Source organism: Streptosporangium subroseum (assembly GCF_900188345.1).
GTDB lineage: Bacteria > Actinomycetota > Actinomycetes > Streptosporangiales > Streptosporangiaceae > Streptosporangium > Streptosporangium subroseum.
This window is the reverse complement of the sequence record NZ_FZOD01000010.1, coordinates 142777-160074: the sequence shown is the minus strand read 5'-3', so window position 1 is coordinate 160074 and position 17298 is coordinate 142777. Positions and strand designations below refer to the sequence as shown.

The window sequence follows — 17298 nt, the reverse complement described above, 5'->3', positions numbered from 1 at the left end:
GCAATGACATAGCGCTCACTGATTGTGCAAATTTGGCGATTTAATCACCTCGCTTTTGCGGTGTTGAACCGTGGTCTTCTCTCCGCCGGGTACGGCGGGCGGCTACTCGTCCTCGGCGATCAGCCACGCGAGCCTTGCCACGACGACCGGCCGCCGGGGGTCGTGCGCGGGCAGCTCACCGGCGAGGCGTTCGAACACCTCGAGGTCGTCGTTGCCGGGCTCGCTCTGCGCGAACGTCCACAGCGCGTCGAGGTCGTGGTGATCGAGGACGGCCGACCGCAGCGCCGCCACCAGGTGGTAGCGCTCCGCCCGGATGGCGGGCGCCTCCGAGCCGGCGAGCAGCGACGCGTGGCAGGCCGCCACCGCCGCGCGTACGTCACCCGAGCTCAGCGCGGCCCGCGCGGCGAGGAAATCGGCCTCGACGTCGGCCCGCAGCCGGTACGGCTTGGCCTGCATGCCCGCGTCGCCGAGCTGTGTCCGGAGCCGGTGGATCTCGGCGCGCACCGTCGCGGGGTTGCCGTCGTCGCCGTAGAGCTGCAGCGCCAGCTGCTCGGCGGTCAGCCCGGCGGGGTGCAGGGCGAGCAGGGCGAGCAGTTCGGCCCACCGCAGGGTCAGCGGCAGCTCGCGGCCGTCCAGCACCGCCACCGGCCGATCTCCGAGGAACGACAGCGACAGCTTGGGCCGGCGCGGCACCGCCCGCGCCGAGCGGGGAACCCGGAGCAGGTATCCCTCGGCCAGCGGCTCGACCAGCGCCTCGCGGCCGTCGTCGAGCAGGACCCGATCGGCACCGGACCGGATCCGGACGCGCTCGGGCCACCGGCCGAGCGGCTCGGCGGCGAGGACCCGCCCGGTCGGGGTCAGCAGCGCGCCCGCCTCGCCGCGCAGCCCGGCCAGGTGCGGCATGTTCCTGACCCGCAACCGCTCGTCACGCAGCTGCATCTGCCCGCGCAGGTGACTCTCGGCGAGCTGCGCGGTGGCGTTGACCAGGCAGACCACCGCGGGGTGCAACGCCTGGAGCAGTCCGCTGACGTCGACCGCGCCGAGCAGGTCTCCGGTGTCCGGGTCGTGGATGGGCGCGGCCGCGCAGGTCCAGGTGTGATAGGTCCGTACAAGATGCTCGGCGGAGTAGATCTGCACCGGGGCGTCGATCGCGAGAGCGGTGCCCATCGCGTTGGTCCCGATGACGTCCTCGGTCCAGCGGGCGCCCTCGCACAGCCCGACCGGGTCCGCCCGCAGGCAGATGTCGCTCGGCCCCTCACGCCAGAGGATGGTGCCCTCCGCGTCGGTGACGATCATGACGTGCCGTGACTCGTCCGCGATGCCGACCAGCAGATCACGCAGGAGTGGCACCACGGCGCGCAGCGGATGCGCCGATCGTACGTCGGCCACCTCGTCCGATCCGTAGACCACCGGCGGCTGGTAGTCCTCCGGGTCCACATGGGCGGCCAGTGAGCGCCGCCAGGACTCGGAGATCACCGAGCGGAGCGACACCGTCGCCTTCTCACCGCCGAGCGTGGCCTCGCGCACCTGCTGCAGCAGATGGAACTGCGCCACGGGGTCCGACGCCAGGCTCAGGGCCGTCGGGGCTGCTATTGGCGCTGGGGCTGCTGTCGGTGCTGCTGTCGAGGCTTTGGAGGGATGGACTTTCATAGTGCGCTCCGCGGCGACCCTGACGGGGCGCGTCAGGGCAACCGTCACTGCCGGTGACCGGACCTACACCAGCATGCCGCGCGACGCCTGCCTCTATCTCGGCGAAGGCGGGCAGCCGACCGTACCCGCCAGGCGTTCCCCCGTGCAACGATGCTGCAACGTCGGCCTTCCTAAGTTGATATATAACCGTCAATTCATGATATAGGGGGCAGAACCATGGCAAGGTACGCGGCGCCGGGTGAGCCAGGCAGCATCGTGACGTTCCAGCCACGCTATGACCACTTCATCGGCGGTGAGTACGTCCCACCGGCAAAGGGCCAGTACTTCGAGAACCCCACCCCGGTGACCGGCGGCACGTTCACCGAGATCGCCCGGGGCACCGCCGAGGACGTCGACCGTGCGGTGGCCGCCGCGGAGGGCGCCGCGGCCGCGTGGGGCCGTACCTCGCCCGCCGAGCGTGCCGGGGTGCTGAACAAGATCGCAGACAGGATCGAGCAGAACCTGGAGGCCATCGCGGTCGCCGAGTCGTGGGAGAACGGCAAGCCCGTACGGGAGACCCTGGCCGCGGACATCCCGCTGGCCGTCGACCACTTCCGCTACTTCGCCGGGGCGATCCGGGCGCAGGAGGGCTCGATCTCGCAGATCGACGCCGACACCGTGGCGTACCACTTCCACGAGCCCCTGGGCGTGGTCGCGCAGATCATCCCGTGGAACTTCCCGATCCTGATGGCCACCTGGAAGCTGGCCCCGGCGCTGGCCGCCGGCAACACGGTGGTGCTCAAGCCCGCCGAGCAGACCCCGGCCTCGATCCACGTGCTGCTGGACCTGATCGCCGATCTCGTCCCGCCGGGCGTGCTGAACGTGGTCAACGGGTTCGGAGTGGAGGCCGGAAAGCCTCTGGCCCAGCACCCGCAGGTCCGCAAGGTGGCGTTCACCGGGGAGACCACCACCGGGCGGCTGATCATGCAGTACGCCAGCGAGAACATCATCCCGGTCACTCTCGAACTGGGCGGCAAGAGCCCCAACATCTTCTTCGCCGACGTCGCGGACTCGCGGGACGACTTCTACGACAAGGCGCAGGAGGGCTTCGCGATGTTCGCGCTGAACCAGGGCGAGGTGTGCACCTGCCCGTCGCGAGCGCTGATCCAGTCGTCCATCTACTCGACGTTCATGCCCGACGCCATCGCGCGGGTGGAGAGGATCAAGCAGGGCCATCCCCTGGACACCGACACCATGATCGGGGCACAGGCCTCCAACGACCAGTTCGAGAAGATCCTCTCCTACATCGACATCGGGCAGAAGGAGGGCGCGAAGATCCTCACCGGCGGCGAGAGGGCGGACCTCGGCGGCGAACTGTCCGGCGGTTACTACATCCGGCCGACGGTGTTCGAGGGCCACAACAAGATGAGGATCTTCCAGGAGGAGATCTTCGGCCCGGTGGTGTCGGTGACCCGGTTCGACGACTACGCCGACGCGATAAAGATCGCCAACGACACCCTGTACGGGCTGGGCGCGGGCGTGTGGTCGCGCGACGGCAACACCGCCTACCGCGCCGGCCGGGAGATCCAGGCGGGCCGGGTGTGGACCAACTGCTTCCACGCCTACCCCGCACACGCCGCGTTCGGCGGGTACAAGCAGTCCGGCATGGGCCGCGAGAACCACAAGATGATGCTCGATCACTACCAGCAGACGAAGAACCTGCTGGTGTCCTACTCGCAGAACGCCCAGGGTTTCTTCTGATCATGTCCGTTCACAAGCGCCGTTCTCGCCCTTCAGGAATCTGATCATGTCCGTTCAGGAGCGCCGTCCCCGTCCTTCGGGGAAGCGAGTCGATCTCACCGACGCAGCGGCCGACCTGCTGCGACGGCTCACCGGACAGCATGGACCGCTGATGTTCCACCAGTCCGGGGGATGCTGCGACGGCAGCTCCCCGATGTGCTATCCGCTGGGAGAGTTCCGTACCGGCAGGGCCGACGCCCACGTCGGCGACCTCACGGTGGACGGCGTCGACGAACCGATCCCGGTGTGGATGTCGGCGTCGCAGTTCGAGTACTGGAGGCACACCCACCTCACGATCGACGTGGTGCCCGGCCGGGGCAGCGGTTTCTCCGTGGAGGCTCCGGAAGGCGTGCGCTTCCTGGTCCGCTCCCGGCTGTTCACGGACGACGAGCTGAGCGAACTCGACGACGTCTGACCACCGGGACCCGCTGCCGGGGCGGCCGGGTCGTCGAGTCGACCGGCCCGCCGCAGGCGCGGAGCCCGCTGCCGGGGTCGCCGGGCCGCCACAGCCGCACGTTATTGTCCCCTAACCACCGCTGATCACGAAATGGCACACCCCGCTTATCGTTCCGCGGATTCATTGTGCGAGCCCATTGAAAGCGTGGGATCTTCCGTCCCAGGCCGGCGCCTATGGCGGACCGCATTCGGCTTCATCCAGGGGTTTCACCGTCCATCCCGCCGTCAATACACGGCTCGGCCCCGCTGAATACAGGCGGCAACCAAGCTCGCAAACCATCCAAGAAGACGACCATGCCGCCGCCCGGTCGGAAATCCCGGAAGCCCGCAGCACCGAAGCGACTTCACAGCCTGCAAAAACTCTCATTTCCTTCTCGGGGTTACCGAGCGCCGTCCTGTTACAAGTGGGATACATCCCGCCTTGTCACAGGACAAGATCAGCAATGTGGATCATCATGGGACGAGGATCAGGTTGGGGGCAGATCGTGCTGGGGCGCGCGCGTGGGAAGGCCGTGCGCTTCACGCTTTGCAGTCTGCTGATCTCTTCCTGCGTTATCGTCCTTCCTCCTCGGGAAGCGCCTCCCGCACACCGGCGAGACACCGTTCCCATCGCCACCCACCCCGTCATGGTGCCGCTGTGGCGTGAGGATCTGAAAGCGGAACTGTCCGACTCATATCGCGTGCGGGACACCCTGCTTCTGGCCCACGGCCGGACCCTGGAGGCCAGGGACACGTATACGGGGAAGAAGCTCTGGACCTGGGGCAAGGATTTCCTCGGCGAAAACGAGTCGTTCATTACCTGGTCATCAGACGACGGGGTTGTCAGCACGTCGACCAGCGCGCCCTACGACGCGGACGAGAGTTACTCCGATGAGCGCACCACCGTATACACCTTCGATGCCAGGACCGGGATTCAGCTGTGGTCATTGACATCGCCGTATGTGACGGATGACGGATATTTCAATCTGATCGGAGCCTCTGCCGGTCAGGCGTTCCTTCTGTATCCCCGGCGTGGAGACGTCATGTCGGTCGACGTCCATACGGGTGTCCGACGTTGGCGCAAACGGCTGTGGTCCGGCTGCGATCTCGGAGGCACCCCCGCGGTGAGCAACCGGATGGTGGCCGTCCTGGTCACGTGTGGCACCCGGCCGACGACTCTGTGGGCGCTTGATCCGATGAACGGCCGAGTGATGTGGACGCACGCGCTGCCGACGGGAAAACCGGAGGACGTGGCATTACGTGATTCGGTCGTCGAAGTCATCGGCGCTACGTCGATCACCCTGCTTGATATGGGCGGAACCGCTCTCTATCGCAACAACTGGGTCGAGCGAGGGAAGGTGGCGGTGGGTGCGGGGGTCATCGGAATGTCCACCTCGACGCAAACGCTTGCCACGGTCCCCACCGTAACCCTGGCAGACATCGCATCCGGCCAAGATCGAGGGTCCTATCCCAACGACGGCCTTCTCTTCGGAGGACGACGGCTGTATTTCGACTCCTCATTGACCGGCGGCCCGCGCGCGTCAATCTTGTACAGGGTGGACGAGACGGACCGGGTTCCACAACCGATAGGTCCCGTGTTTCAGGAGGACGAACTGAAAAACGCATGGGATGACGTTTTTCTTTTTGACGTTTCCCTGGAAGGCCCCGATACGACGTTGGCGGCGTATGAGGTTCGAGATCGGCCGGACGTGACCCCTGCTCAGGCCGTACGAGGACTGGTGCCGACGGAGGCCTGGCCCGACGCGTGTGAATTGTTGCCCGAGTCGATGGGGGGCATCACTTACCGGCGGGTGCCGGCGGAGGTTTCTCCTCTTCTCGGCTTGGATCGCCCGGTGCGATGCTACCTGGAACCCCACGACAACGACGGGCCCCATGTCGGGCTGGACGTGATGTGGGTGTTTCCCGATTCCAGCCAGGCACATCGATATCTTTCGGAGATTGCCATGGACGATGGTGATTCTCCCATCGCGGAGGCCGATGAAGGGTATCGGTCCGGCCCGCTCTCCGACACGGTGAAATTTCGCGTGGGAGCAGCCATTTTTCGCCTCTACACAGATAAAAAGCCAGATTTGACCCTTCGCATTATGCGACGCATCGTAAAACAGCTGAAGGAGCAACAGCGATGACCGCCGGCCCACCTGCCGATCACATTGCTCCGCCGGAAACCCCTGACGAGCAGGAAGCACCGCAGCCCCCGGCGCGGCGTCTGTGGGTATGGTTTCTGGGCGCCGTCGGGGCGGGCTTCGCCACACTGATCACAGCCGGTATCAGCGGGGCGTGGCCGTGGACGGTGGACACCGTCAGTGATCTGGGCGGCTCGCCGCCCATTCACGTGGTAGCGGACTCAAGTATCTGGCCTGATGATATTTTGGCGTTCAATGACAAACTGAGCAGCGGCAGTGACTACGGATTGCTGACCAGCGGTCCCAGCGACGTTGAGCTCAACCAATTGTTCCTGCGGCATCCGCCGTTCAAGCTCCGGGTGATGACGGTAAGCGTGACGATCGGGGGACGACGCAGCAAGTCTGTACGAATCCTGGACGTGCGTCCCCATATCCTGTCCAGCATCCAGCGCCCTTCAGGAACATGCCTGGTTTTCCCGCCGCCGGAGGGAGAGGCCCTGCAACAGGTGGTCGAGGCCGACCTGGACAATCTTCGGCCCCCGAAGGGCCGCAGTCAGTTTCTTGAGAAAATCGTCGATCTCAAACAGGACGAACGCCTTACCGTAAACCTCGTGGTAGGGGCCCAGGAGGCCGCCTACGAATGGGACGTCGAGGTGCTGTACGACTACGGAAGTGGATCAGCCCTTCAACGGACCTATGCGGCGCAGAGCAATGGGCAGCCTTTTCGCGTTTCCGGACCGGTCAAGAAGTACGGCATCGCTTTCGAGACGCCCAACCGCATCGACAGAATGTTCAGAAAGATCTCCAGGAAGGCGTCATGCGACTGAGGGTCGTGTTCGCGGTGTTCCTGTTGTTCGTCGGCGTGGCGGCCGGCGGCGATCAGGCGCCCGCGCGGATCCATCCGTTGTGGACCATCTCCGAGCGCATTGACAACTCCCCGGAACTGGGCTTCATCGGCAATCACCTCGTGATGAAGTCTTCCTATGGACTAAGCGTTTACGATATTTCCACAGGCCGCCTCCGGTGGCGCCAGTCTCCCCTCATGGGCAGCCTCCGGGATTGGGCGTCGTCGACCGGCGTTCTGGTCGGGCACTTCACCGTGCCGTCGACCGGTGACGGCACCGAATTCATCGCCGGCATCGACCTGGCAACGGGACGCCTGCGATGGCGTCGTGACGGTATGCGATCCGCTGGAGACTGGCGGAGCGGCGGCGATCCCGCACCCGTCATCATGGTCTGGGATCAGAACGCCGGCCGGCTGACCGGCTTGGATCCGGTCAGCGGCGTGACCCTGTGGACCAGCTCGGAGTGCGGAAAGAAGAAGTGCGATCTCAGCGCTTCCGGCGCGACTCGGGAAACAGCCGTGATCGCCATGAACGAAGGTGACACGGCGACGGTCCTGTTCGTCGATCCGCTGAGCGGCCGCATTCGCGGTCGCCGTACCCTGCCCGCGTCCGACAATGTGACCGCCAGAATCCACGAGGACGTGGTCAGTGTCCTGCACGGCGAGACCTTGTCCGCCTATGACGGAAAGGGACGGCTCATCGTCGAGCGAGGAGGGTGCTGGAACGGCTGTTCCCTCATACAGTCAGGCGGGAAATTGATCATCTTGTACGGTGACCCGCACCCCGTGGTCGAAGGCGTCGACCGTGCGACCGGGGCCTCCGCCTGGAAGCGCGATGACCTGACCGCGCTCGACGTCAGAGCCGTCGAACCTTCGCGTATCCGCGTCACCACGTCGTCGCGACCCCTGCAGTTCAGCGAGATCGACCCCGCCGGCGGTCGCACGCTCCGATCGGTGTCGCTCCCGGTCGACGGCCAGATTTTCAGCCGGGATCCGGCTCACCTCTATCTCGCCTCGACGTGGTGGCCGGGCGGGACCGGGCAGTTGCGCGTCTCCAGCCTGGGAGGCGACCTGGGACGCCAGGACGCACCGCCGCGTGACACCTGGCCGGACGCGTGCTCCCTGCCCGTTCCGTCCTCGTTCCGGATCCAGCCCAGCCCCGTCGACCGGGTGACCGCCCAGCGGTGCGCTTTCACCGACCACCGAGGCGCGTCGCTGTCGGTCACGGTCGCGGCCGTCATGTCCACGCCCGGAGACGCCGCGACCCTCATGGAGCAGGGGGAAATGGCTGCTCAGGGCATTTTCATCGAGGGAGTCGGGGACCAGGCGGTTATCGATCAGGATCTCCCGCGCCGTCTCACCATGAGGGTCGGCAGCCTGCTCGTGGACCTCAGTACGGGGGACGAGCGCCTGCGCGGCACGTTGAAGGGCATCGCCGCGACCATCGGCGCCCGTCTCCCCCGGGCGACGGGCGCGCCGAAGGCCGCGGTGCCGCCTGTGGCGGGACAGGGCGGGCCGGTCACGCGGGTGGCCCGCACCCCGCTGTTCGTGGTCGATCAGCCCTCCGATCCGGTGCGGCTCCGGAGCTTCACCTTCGGCGGCAAGACCTACACCCGTACGGACGGGTCCCGCACGTACACCGCCGGTGGCGCCGGCACCGTTTCCCCGGACGGCGCGTGGAGCGCCTCCCTGTCGCCCAACTACCCCGCGGCCGGCGACCATGACCTGGTACGGATGACAAGCCGTGCCACCGGAGCCCGCCGGGTCATCCCCACGGTGAAGGCGCCTCTGGGTGCCGTGGACCCGTACTGGTCCGCCGATGGCAAGCACCTGTTGATGACCATCGAGCGGCCCGGGGCCGACGACCCGGCCGGATTCGCGATCATCGACCCCGCGGCCGGAAAGGCGAGCGTTCACCTGATCCCCAAGGGATATCGCGTCGACGGACGGTTCGGCTGGGGCGGAGACAATGAAGTGGTCGCGCTGTACGGCAGGCCCGAGCAGGAAAGCCGCATGCGACTGACCGCGTTTGACCTCACCGGTAAGCCGGTCAGAACGCTTCGGGTGCGCGCACGGCCCATCGGCGCGGCCGACATGCCGGTCTCCCCGTCGGGTCGCCTGCTGGCGGTGCAGTGCGTGAGGGAACAACACGAGATATGTGTCGTGAACAGGGAAACCGGCGAAACGATCGCGCACGTTCCCGTTCTCCCGAACAACCTGATCGGTTGGTATGACGACTCCCATCTGATCGCATGGCGGATCGACGCGCGAAAATCATCCGCAAAGGTCATCACCCTCGCCGGTACGGACCTCCGGACCCTCTTCGCGCTCTCCGATCCCGGCACGAGCGGGTCGGGGCTGGATGTGACCCTGTCTCATGCCCCGTCTCTCGACGGCCCTGTCCCACCCCGGTGACCAGGACCCCGGCGCGTTGAACGCGACCGGGTGAGGTAGCCCCCTCCGCCCGTCGTTCCGCTCCGCGAGCGGCGGGCCGGCGTTCGCATTTCTCCGGCCGAGTCCCATATGGGGTGCACAGGCGTTTACCCTTGAGGTGAACGTCTGTGCACCCCATGCCGTCTCACGACCTACGGAGAACCGTGCCCGAAGCGATGACCGAACCCGTCGAGGCGTCCCACCCGCGTTTTCTCGTCGCCGTCCTGGCGTTCTGCGGCGTGGTGGTGGCCGTCATGCAGACACTTGTCGTACCGCTCCTGCCGCACATCCCCCGGCTCACCGGCAGCACCCCCACCGCCGCCAGCTGGCTGATCACCGTCACCCTGCTCACCGGCGCCGTCTGCACGCCCGTCCTCGGACGGGTCGGCGACATGTACGGCAAGCGCAGGGTGCTGCTGGCCTCCCTCGGCGTACTGGCCGCCGGCTCCGTGATGTGCGCCCTCAGCTCGCACATCGGGGTGCTCATCGCGGGCCGCGCCCTGCAGGGCGCGGCGCTGGCCGTGGTGCCGCTGGGCATCAGCATCATGCGGGACGAACTCGCACCCGAGCGGATCCTGCCCTCGGTCGCGCTGATGAGCTCGACGCTGGGCATCGGCGCGGCCGTCGGGTTGCCCGTCGCCGCCCTCGTCGTCGAACACGCCGACTGGCACATCATGTTCTGGGCGTCGGCCGGCATCGGCCTGCTCGACATCGTGCTGGTGCTGTGTTTTGTGCCCGAGTCGCCGCTGCGCTCGCGCGGCCACTTCGACGTCCTGGGCACCCTCGGCCTGACCGCCGCCCTGGTCAGCCTGCTGGTGGCGGTCACCCAGGGCGGCGACTGGGGCTGGACGTCCGTCCGGACCCTCGGGCTGCTCGCGGTGGCCGTGGTGGCCGCCCTGCTCTGGGGCGTCTACGAGCTGCGCGCCTCCTCCCCCATCGTCGACCTGCGGGTGTCCGCACGGCCCGCGGTGCTGCTGACGAACCTCGCCGCCATGCTGATCGGCTTCGCTTTCTACGCCAACTCCCTGGTCACCGCCCAGATGGTGCAGGAGCCCACGAGCACCGGTTACGGTCTCGGCGCGTCCATCGTCGTCAGCGGTCTGTGCCTGCTGCCCGGCGGCCTCGCGATGGTGGCGCTGTCTCCGGTGTCCGCCAGGATCTCGGCGCGCTACGGCCCCAAGGTCACCCTGGCGCTCGCCTCGGCCTTCATGGCCGTGGGCTACGTGGTGCGTTTCTTCACCAGCCACCAGCTGTGGACGATCATTCTCGGCGCCACCGTGGTGGCGGCGGGCACGGCCATCGCCTACTCCGCGCTGCCCGCGCTCGTGATGCGCGCGGTGCCGGTCAGCGAGACCGGCGCGGCCAACGGCCTCAACACGCTGATGCGATCGATCGGGCAGGCCTTCTGCAGCGCGGTCGTCGCCGCCGTCCTGGCCAACATCACCTTCCAGGTCGGCGGCCACACCGCACCGACCCTCCACGCCTACCTGCTGGTCTTCCTCATCGCCGCCGGCGCGGCGCTCCTCGCCCTGATCGTCACGCTGTGCCTACCGGGCCGTACGGCACCGGTTTCGACTACCGTCGGACAGGACCGGATGACGGACGCGGCAGGGCGTCCGCCGACGGCACTCGCCCAGGAGCACGTATGACCGGGCACGCCACCGACGAGGCGACGGACACCGGGGCCGCCACCGCCGCCGGTACGGGCCCCGCCGCCGGTACGGGCCCCGCCGCCGATGCCGGCACGGGCCGCGGCGCCATCGTGCGCGCCGCCCGGCGGGCGTTCGCCCTGCGCCCCTACGCCGAGGTGACCCTGCGGGGCATCGCCGCCGACGCCGGGGTGAGCGCGTCGCTCATCGTCAAGCACTTCGGCAGCAAGGAACAGCTGTTCAACACCGTCGCCGACTTCGAACCGGCGGCCGACGAACTCTTCGCGGCGCCCCTCGGCACGCTCGGCAGGCACCTGGTCCTGACGGTGGTGCGCAGCCGTCGCGCGCAGCAGGGAGACCCGCTGCTGCGCGTCGTGTTCTCCCTGGGCAACAGCGACGAGCGCTCCCTCCTGCGGGAGCGTTTCCGCGAGCAGGTCACCTCGCGGCTGACCGCCCTGCTCACCGGCCCCGAGCCCGCCCTGCGAGCCGAGCTGATCGCCGGTCAGCTGCTCGGTCTGGGCGCCACCCTCAGCCTCCACCCTTCGGGCGCCGGATCACTGGCCACCCCCGAGCACCTGGCCGACCTCTACGCTCCCGCGCTCCAGCGCCTGGTCACCGGCTGAGCGGGAGCGGTGGTCCACCGCGGCGAGCTGGGCGGCGCGGGTGGTGAGATAGTCGCGCTCCGGGATGCTCGTCGTACGGCTCGCCGCCGTCCGGTAGTCGTCGACGGCGGCCTGCCGGTCGCCGGCCATCTCCAGAAGGTGGGCCCGGGCCGCGTAGAAGCGGTGATTTCCCGCCAGGCGCCCGTCCGCGGCGAGTGCCCTGAGCATGTCGAGGCCGATCGCGGCGCCGTGCGCCATGGCGGCGGCGACGGCACGGTTGAGCGAGACCACGGGGTTGTCGGACATGCGTTCCAGCAGGCCGTACAGCGCCAGGATCTGCGGCCAGTCGGTCTCCTCGGCCGTCGCCGCCTCGTCGTGGACCGCGGCTATCGCCGCCTGGAGCTGGTAGGGGCCGACCGCGCCCCTGGCCAGGGCGCCGGTGACGAGCGCGACCCCTTCGGTGACGGCCTCGCCGTCCCACAGGCTCCGGTCCTGTTCGGACAGCGGGATCGGGACGCCGCCCGCACCGGTCCGTGCGGGGCGCCTGGCATCGGTGAGCAGCATCAGCGCGAGCAGCCCGGCCACCTCGCAGTCGTCGGGGAGCAGCCCGTGGAGCATCCTGGCCAGCCGGATCGCCTCGCGGGAGAGCTCCACGCGTTGCAGGTCGGGGCCCGCGCTGCTGGCGTAGCCCTCGTTGAAGATGAGGTACAGGACGTGCAGCACCGAGCCGAGCCGCCGCGCCCGCTCCCCGGGGGCCGGCATGCGGAACGGGACGCCGGACGCCTTGATGCGCTGCTTGGCCCGGCTGATCCGCTGCGCCATCGTCGTCTCGGGCACCATGAAGGCCTTGGCGATCTCGGCCGTGGTCAGACCGCCCACGGAGCGCAGGGTGAGGGCGATCGCCGAGGTCGGGGTCAGCTCGGAGTGGCAGCACAGGAACAACATGATCAGCGTGTCGTCCCGGTCCGTCTCGTACGCGTCGTCCGCCGACGGCGAGACCCGCCGGTCCGGGGGCTCCCGCGTGGCCACCCGTTCCTCCCTGCGGCGGCGGGCCTGCTCGTTGCGCAGCTGCTCGATCATCCGGCGGTACGCGACCTGGATGAGCCAGCCCCGCGGGTTGCCCGGCACGCCTTCCTCGACCCACTGGGCCGCGGCGTCCAGCAGTGACTCCTGGACCGCGTCCTCGGCGGCGTCGAAATCTCCGAAGCGCCGGGTGAGCACGCCGACGACCTGCGGCGCGAGTTCGCGCAGCAGGTCGTCGACGGCCGGATCACTCATCGGTCACGGTCCCTCGGACATGACCGGCGCCTCACCCGGCACGCCCCGATCGGCATTCAACGGTCACAGCTCCTCGGACCTGGCCGACATCACCTGGCGCACCTCGATCGGCATGTTGAACGGCCTGCCGCCGGGGCCGGGTGCGGCCGAGACGTACGCGGCGAGCTCGATCGCCCGCTCCATGCTCTCGCAGTCGACGATCCAGTAGCCGACCAGGAACTCCTTCGTCTCGGGATACGGACCGTCCGTGACGATGGGAGGGCCGTCACCGTTCGCCCGCACGATCCGGCCCTGATCCGGGGCGGCCAGTCCCTGCGCCTCCACGAACTCCCCGGCGGCGGTGAGCTTCTCGTTCGTGGTGTGCATGAACTCGATATGTGCCTTGACGTCCTCCGGGGCCCAGGTGTGCATCGGCTGGAGGTCGTTCTGCTCGCTGAACTGCATCAGCATCATGTATTTCATGTCATCGTCCCTTACGTTCTCGCCGACGCTTTCACGTATAGGTAGAAGCACGCTCCCTCGGTCTCGACATCCTGGCGGACATCCGGGAAAGAAAAATCAGCCCGAGTCCGTACGGCGTGCCCCGAGGGTCGACCGAGGCCGCCGCTGGAACGGCCCGCCATCCTCACGGTGAGGTCGGCTTCCTGTCCGGCCACACGTGAATGTGTCCTTCCCTCGGTCCCGAGCGCATCCGGCTCCTATCATCACGGAATGCTCCGTGAATCAAAGGGACTTGCCGTGCTGATCACCGCTTTCGGTCTGGCGGTCGCCGGTTGCGGCTCGGCAGGGCGGCAACCCTCGGCGGAGCGGAGAACAGAGAATGTCGCGACAACCGCGGCGGCTCAGCCGGAGATGACTCCCCCTCCCTCGCCTCCCGAGGACGAAAAGGACGTAACAGGTGCGTTCGACTTCATCTATCCCGACCACGCGGCCTCGGCGAAGGACCCGGTGAACATTCCGCTCACGGGCGATCCCTGGAAGCTCGTCCACCTCGCGGACTACGGCGTCTTCGACTCGCTGACGCACGTGGTGGCTCCCGCCGAGGACGACGCCTGGGCGTTCGGGCGGGCCGGAGGCTCGAACGCTTCCCTTCTCGCGCTCAGGTGGGACGGCTGGCAGTGGGTGGAGAGCGCGCTGCCGGGCGGCGTCAAGGGCTCCGTCGTCGACGCGGGCTCCTCCGCGCCCGACGACGTCTGGTTGCACGTCAACACCGAGAGAGCCTCCTCCGCCCTCCACTGGGACGGCGTCCGCTGGACGGTCTCGAAGGAGTTTCCGTTCACGGTGGGGCAGATCGAGGTGCTGGACGGCACGCACGTCTGGGCTCTCCCCTCCCGTGACGCGGCCGTGGCCTGGTTCTTCGACGGAACCGGCTGGCGGGAGGTGCCGCTGCCCGACGGAGTGCTCGGCCTGGCGATCGGCGCGACCTCACCGGGCACCCTGTGGACGGTCGGCACGTCGGGGGAAGGCGCGCGGAGGGCCACGGGACTCTTCCGCTCGGACGGAACCGGCTGGACGCGTGTCTCCTTCGGCGAGATCTTCCCCGCTGACGACGAGGAGGGGTACCTGCAACTGGAGAACCTGGTCACCGGCGGCGAAGACGACGTCTGGGTCTTCGGCTCCCGGACGGAGCGTCAGGAGGAGTCCGGTGAGGGCGAACGGCCGCGGAGCCTTCCCGTGGCGGCCCATTGGGATGGGCGCTCGTGGCGCGCGGTGACCGTACCGCCCACGTGGCGGCTCCGCGAAGCCGTACCCGATGGGCGCGGTGGCGCTCACGTCATCGTCTGGCCCGCCGACGACGACTCCGGCGCGGACATCCACACGACCTCGGTCCTGTCGCTCGCCGCGGACGGATCGTCATCGGTGTCCCTACCGGAGGTTTCCGGCGGGCGTGTGTCCCTGAACGATCTGGCCGCGACACCGGAGAAGATCTGGGGAGTGGGCGCGGCCTACCCGTCGGATGTGACGCTGACCGCCTCCACCTCTGCCGTCTACGCCCGGACGATCGCCCCCTGAGACGCGTCGCGGAGCGGAGCGGCTCCCGGAACGCGGCCACGTGACGTTCGGAGGGCGCGTTTCACCTGGTCTGCTATCTTCCCGCTTCGCCTGGTCTGCCGCTTTCCCCGCGGTGAGGGCACTACGCGGTCGGCGTCGTGGACGTCGCCGTGGATCGGTACTGCGAGGGTGAGATCCCGTACTGCTTGACGAACGCCTGGCGCAGGGTCTCGGCCGTCCCGAACCCGCAGCGGGCCGCCACACCGGCCATGGGCAGGGAGGTGGAGACCAGGAGGTGCGCGGCGGCCTCCGTACGGGCCTGCCGGACGAACCGGCCCGGTGTCTGTCCGAGGTGTCTGAGGAACAGCCGGGTCAGGTGCCGTCCGCTCACGCCCGCGCCGGCCGCCAGCGCGACCGTGGTCAGGTCGGCGTCCAGGTGACCCGTGACATGGTCGACCACCTTCTTGACCAGGCTGTTCACCGGCGGCGAGGCGACGGTGAACATGCTCATCTGCGCCTGGTTGCCGGGCCGCTGCAGGTAGGTCACCAGGCTCCGCGACACTCGCCGCGCCAGCTCGGCGCCATGGTCTTCCTCGATGAAGGCGAGCGTGAGGTCCAGGGCACTGGTGACGCCGGCCGCCGTGTAGGTGTTCCCGTCGCGAATGAAGATCGGGCTGGGATCGAAGAGGACCTTCGGATGACGGGCGGCGATATCGTACGCCTGCTCCCAGTGGGTGGTGGCGCGCCGGCCGTCGAGCAGACCCGCGGCGGCCAGGACGTCGGCCCCGGTGCACACTGACGCGACGCGGCGGCTCTCGCGCGACAGGCGGCGGATGTGACCGAGGATCAACCGATTTCCGGCCGCCGCCTCATGCCCGACGCCCCCCGACACGATGAGCGTGTCGAGCGGCCCGGTGATCCGTTCGAGTGCCTCCTGCGCGTGGAGCGTCAGGCCGGTGCCGCAGGTGATGGGATGGCCTCCCGGGGTGATCAGGCGCACGCGGTAGACGGGCCTGGCGCCGTGCGCGTTCGCCATCTCCAGGCTCGTTGTCACGCAGGCGATGTCGAGCAGTTCTGCCGCGTCGTACCCGACGACGGCGATGCGCCGTTCGATCATGGGGCGAACCTATGTCAGAAAGGACAGGGTGCCCAGGTTTCCAGACCTGTACATTCGTCTTTCTGGGCGCGCGGCCGGCATGGCGACACCGTTGAGCCATGAGTCAGACAGCACCGATCACCCGCCGCAGGTGGCGCCGATTCGCCTGGCACTACGTCGAGATGATCATCGCGATGTTCGCCGGAATGATCATCCTTGGGATGCTCCTGTCCGCTGTCGGGCTCGGCTTCTCGCACGAGCGGGACCCCGAGCTCGCCTACCTGCTGATGGCGTTCGACATGTCCGTCGGCATGGCCGCCTGGATGCGCTATCGCGGCCACGGCTGGGCCCGCACCCTGGAGATGTGCGGCTCCATGTTCGCTCCCGCGCTGCCGCTGTTCCCGCTGCTCTGGATGGGCCTCATCGACGGTGGGTCCTTGATGGGCCTCGCCCACGTGGCGATGTTTCCGCTGATGCTGGTCGTCATGCTCTGGCGTCTCGACGAGTACGCCGGATGTGCCGGCTGACGTCGGCGGGCGCCCGTCCGATCACGTATCCGAGCCCCCTCTCCGAACCGGAGGCCCGTCCGGGAGTTTCACGGGGCGACGAGCGGCACCGGTCGTGGCCGGCCACGACCGGTGCCGCTCGCACCTCGGCTCGCCGGTCAATCACTACCCTCTGCCGCTGCCGACGTGGTTCTAGCGAGTGAAAGGACCGCGGTGGTCATGGTGCCAGTCGGGTCGTCCGCCGTGCCAGTGATCGTCATGGTGCCAGTCGGGCCGTCCACCGTGCCAGTGATCGTCGTGATGCCAGTCGGGCCGCCCGGCATGCCAGTGATCGTCATGGTGCCAGTCGGGTCGCCCGCCGTGCCAGTCGGGTCGCCCGCCGTGCCAATCGGGCCGTCCGTCGTTCCAGTGGTCGTCATGGTGCCGGTCACCCCAACCGCCGGGTGGGGGGTCATTCCGTATTCCGGACAACGGAGGAGCTGCTTCCTGGGTTGTCGCGCTTGCGCCCGCGGGCTGGACCGACATCGTCAGGGCGACGATGAGACTGGAGGCCACCAATGTTCCGGCGGCGAGGGCATGCTTCACCATGGAAAATCACTCCGTGTCTGATGGTTGATCCCGGCATGCTGCCTGGACTATCGAGCGCCGACCGAGTTCGCGAAAAATGCCGAATCGACGTCCTGATTAAAGACGCTAGTTGAGGACATCTGGTCGGTCCCCCCAGGGAGAACAAAGCCTTGGTCCGGGATCAATACCGAAAAAGAAAGCCGGAGGTTACATCGGAACGGAGACGACAAACCCGGTATTGACGATGAATATGGTTATCAAGAATGCGCCGGCCAGGAGTGGAAAACCCCTTTGAAGGACCTGCCGGGCGCGCGATTCGACGC

The 17298-nt window shown here is 68.0% G+C and carries 13 protein-coding genes; 9 read left to right on the top strand and 4 right to left on the bottom strand.

Translation table 11 applies throughout. From position 1 onward, the window contains the following. Positions 1-102 precede the first annotated feature (102 nt). Complete coding sequence (locus CHC08_RS13290; RefSeq protein WP_218825298.1) at positions 103-1554, bottom strand: sigma-54-dependent transcriptional regulator family protein; 1452 nt, start codon at positions 1552-1554, stop codon at positions 103-105. Between the two features lie 312 nt (positions 1555-1866). On the opposite strand from CHC08_RS13290, the gene adh reads away from it, so the two are divergent. The 7 genes from adh to CHC08_RS13260 all read left to right on the top strand — a co-directional run bounded on the left by adh (position 1867) and on the right by CHC08_RS13260 (position 11557). Further along, entirely contained in the window at positions 1867-3390 is a 1524-nt protein-coding gene (gene adh / locus CHC08_RS13285) for an aldehyde dehydrogenase (protein ID WP_089207552.1), read from the top strand. A gap of 46 nt (positions 3391-3436) precedes the next feature. Next, complete coding sequence (locus CHC08_RS13280) at positions 3437-3844, top strand: DUF779 domain-containing protein (protein ID WP_089207551.1); 408 nt, start codon at positions 3437-3439, stop codon at positions 3842-3844. Positions 3845-4328: 484 nt separating this feature from the next. Further along, on the top strand, positions 4329-6011 hold the full coding sequence (locus CHC08_RS13275) for an outer membrane protein assembly factor BamB family protein (protein ID WP_089207550.1): 1683 nt from the start codon (positions 4329-4331) through the stop codon (positions 6009-6011). Then, positions 6008-6835: a hypothetical protein gene (locus CHC08_RS49520; protein ID WP_179282025.1), complete on the top strand. Its 828-nt coding sequence runs from the start codon at positions 6008-6010 to the stop codon at positions 6833-6835. Before CHC08_RS13275 ends, CHC08_RS49520 begins: the two co-directional genes overlap by 4 nt. Continuing rightward, a complete protein-coding gene (locus CHC08_RS13270) occupies positions 6826-9267 on the top strand; it encodes an outer membrane protein assembly factor BamB family protein (RefSeq protein WP_179282024.1) in 2442 nt (813 codons plus the stop codon). The genes CHC08_RS49520 and CHC08_RS13270 overlap by 10 nt, the downstream gene beginning before the upstream one ends. Positions 9268-9449: 182 nt before the next feature. After that, positions 9450-10934: an MFS transporter gene (locus CHC08_RS13265; RefSeq protein WP_245878291.1), complete on the top strand. Its 1485-nt coding sequence runs from the start codon at positions 9450-9452 to the stop codon at positions 10932-10934. Beyond that, a complete protein-coding gene (locus CHC08_RS13260; RefSeq protein WP_089207547.1) occupies positions 10931-11557 on the top strand; it encodes a TetR/AcrR family transcriptional regulator in 627 nt (208 codons plus the stop codon). Before CHC08_RS13265 ends, CHC08_RS13260 begins: the two co-directional genes overlap by 4 nt. Here the strand turns inward: CHC08_RS13260 and CHC08_RS13255 are convergent. Beyond that, positions 11489-12814: an RNA polymerase sigma factor gene (locus CHC08_RS13255; protein WP_089207546.1), complete on the bottom strand. Its 1326-nt coding sequence runs from the start codon at positions 12812-12814 to the stop codon at positions 11489-11491. The genes CHC08_RS13260 and CHC08_RS13255 overlap by 69 nt on opposite strands. A 63-nt stretch (positions 12815-12877) precedes the next feature. Further along, positions 12878-13276: a YciI family protein gene (locus tag CHC08_RS13250; protein ID WP_089207545.1), complete on the bottom strand. Its 399-nt coding sequence runs from the start codon at positions 13274-13276 to the stop codon at positions 12878-12880. Between the two features lie 249 nt (positions 13277-13525). Here CHC08_RS13250 and CHC08_RS13245 point away from each other — a divergent pair, with 249 nt between their 5' ends. Continuing rightward, a complete protein-coding gene (locus CHC08_RS13245; protein ID WP_143653207.1) occupies positions 13526-14827 on the top strand; it encodes a hypothetical protein in 1302 nt (433 codons plus the stop codon). Positions 14828-14948: 121 nt separating this feature from the next. Here the strand turns inward: CHC08_RS13245 and CHC08_RS13240 are convergent, their stop codons facing one another. After that, positions 14949-15923 carry a GlxA family transcriptional regulator gene (locus CHC08_RS13240; RefSeq protein WP_089207543.1) on the bottom strand — a complete coding sequence of 325 codons (975 nt, stop codon included), beginning with the start codon at positions 15921-15923 and terminating at the stop codon, positions 14949-14951. 98 nt (positions 15924-16021) lie between these two features. Here CHC08_RS13240 and CHC08_RS13235 point away from each other — a divergent pair, with 98 nt between their 5' ends. Then, positions 16022-16429, top strand: a complete 408-nt coding sequence (locus tag CHC08_RS13235) for a hypothetical protein (protein ID WP_089207542.1) — start codon at positions 16022-16024, stop codon at positions 16427-16429. Positions 16430-17298: the final 869 nt, after the last annotated feature.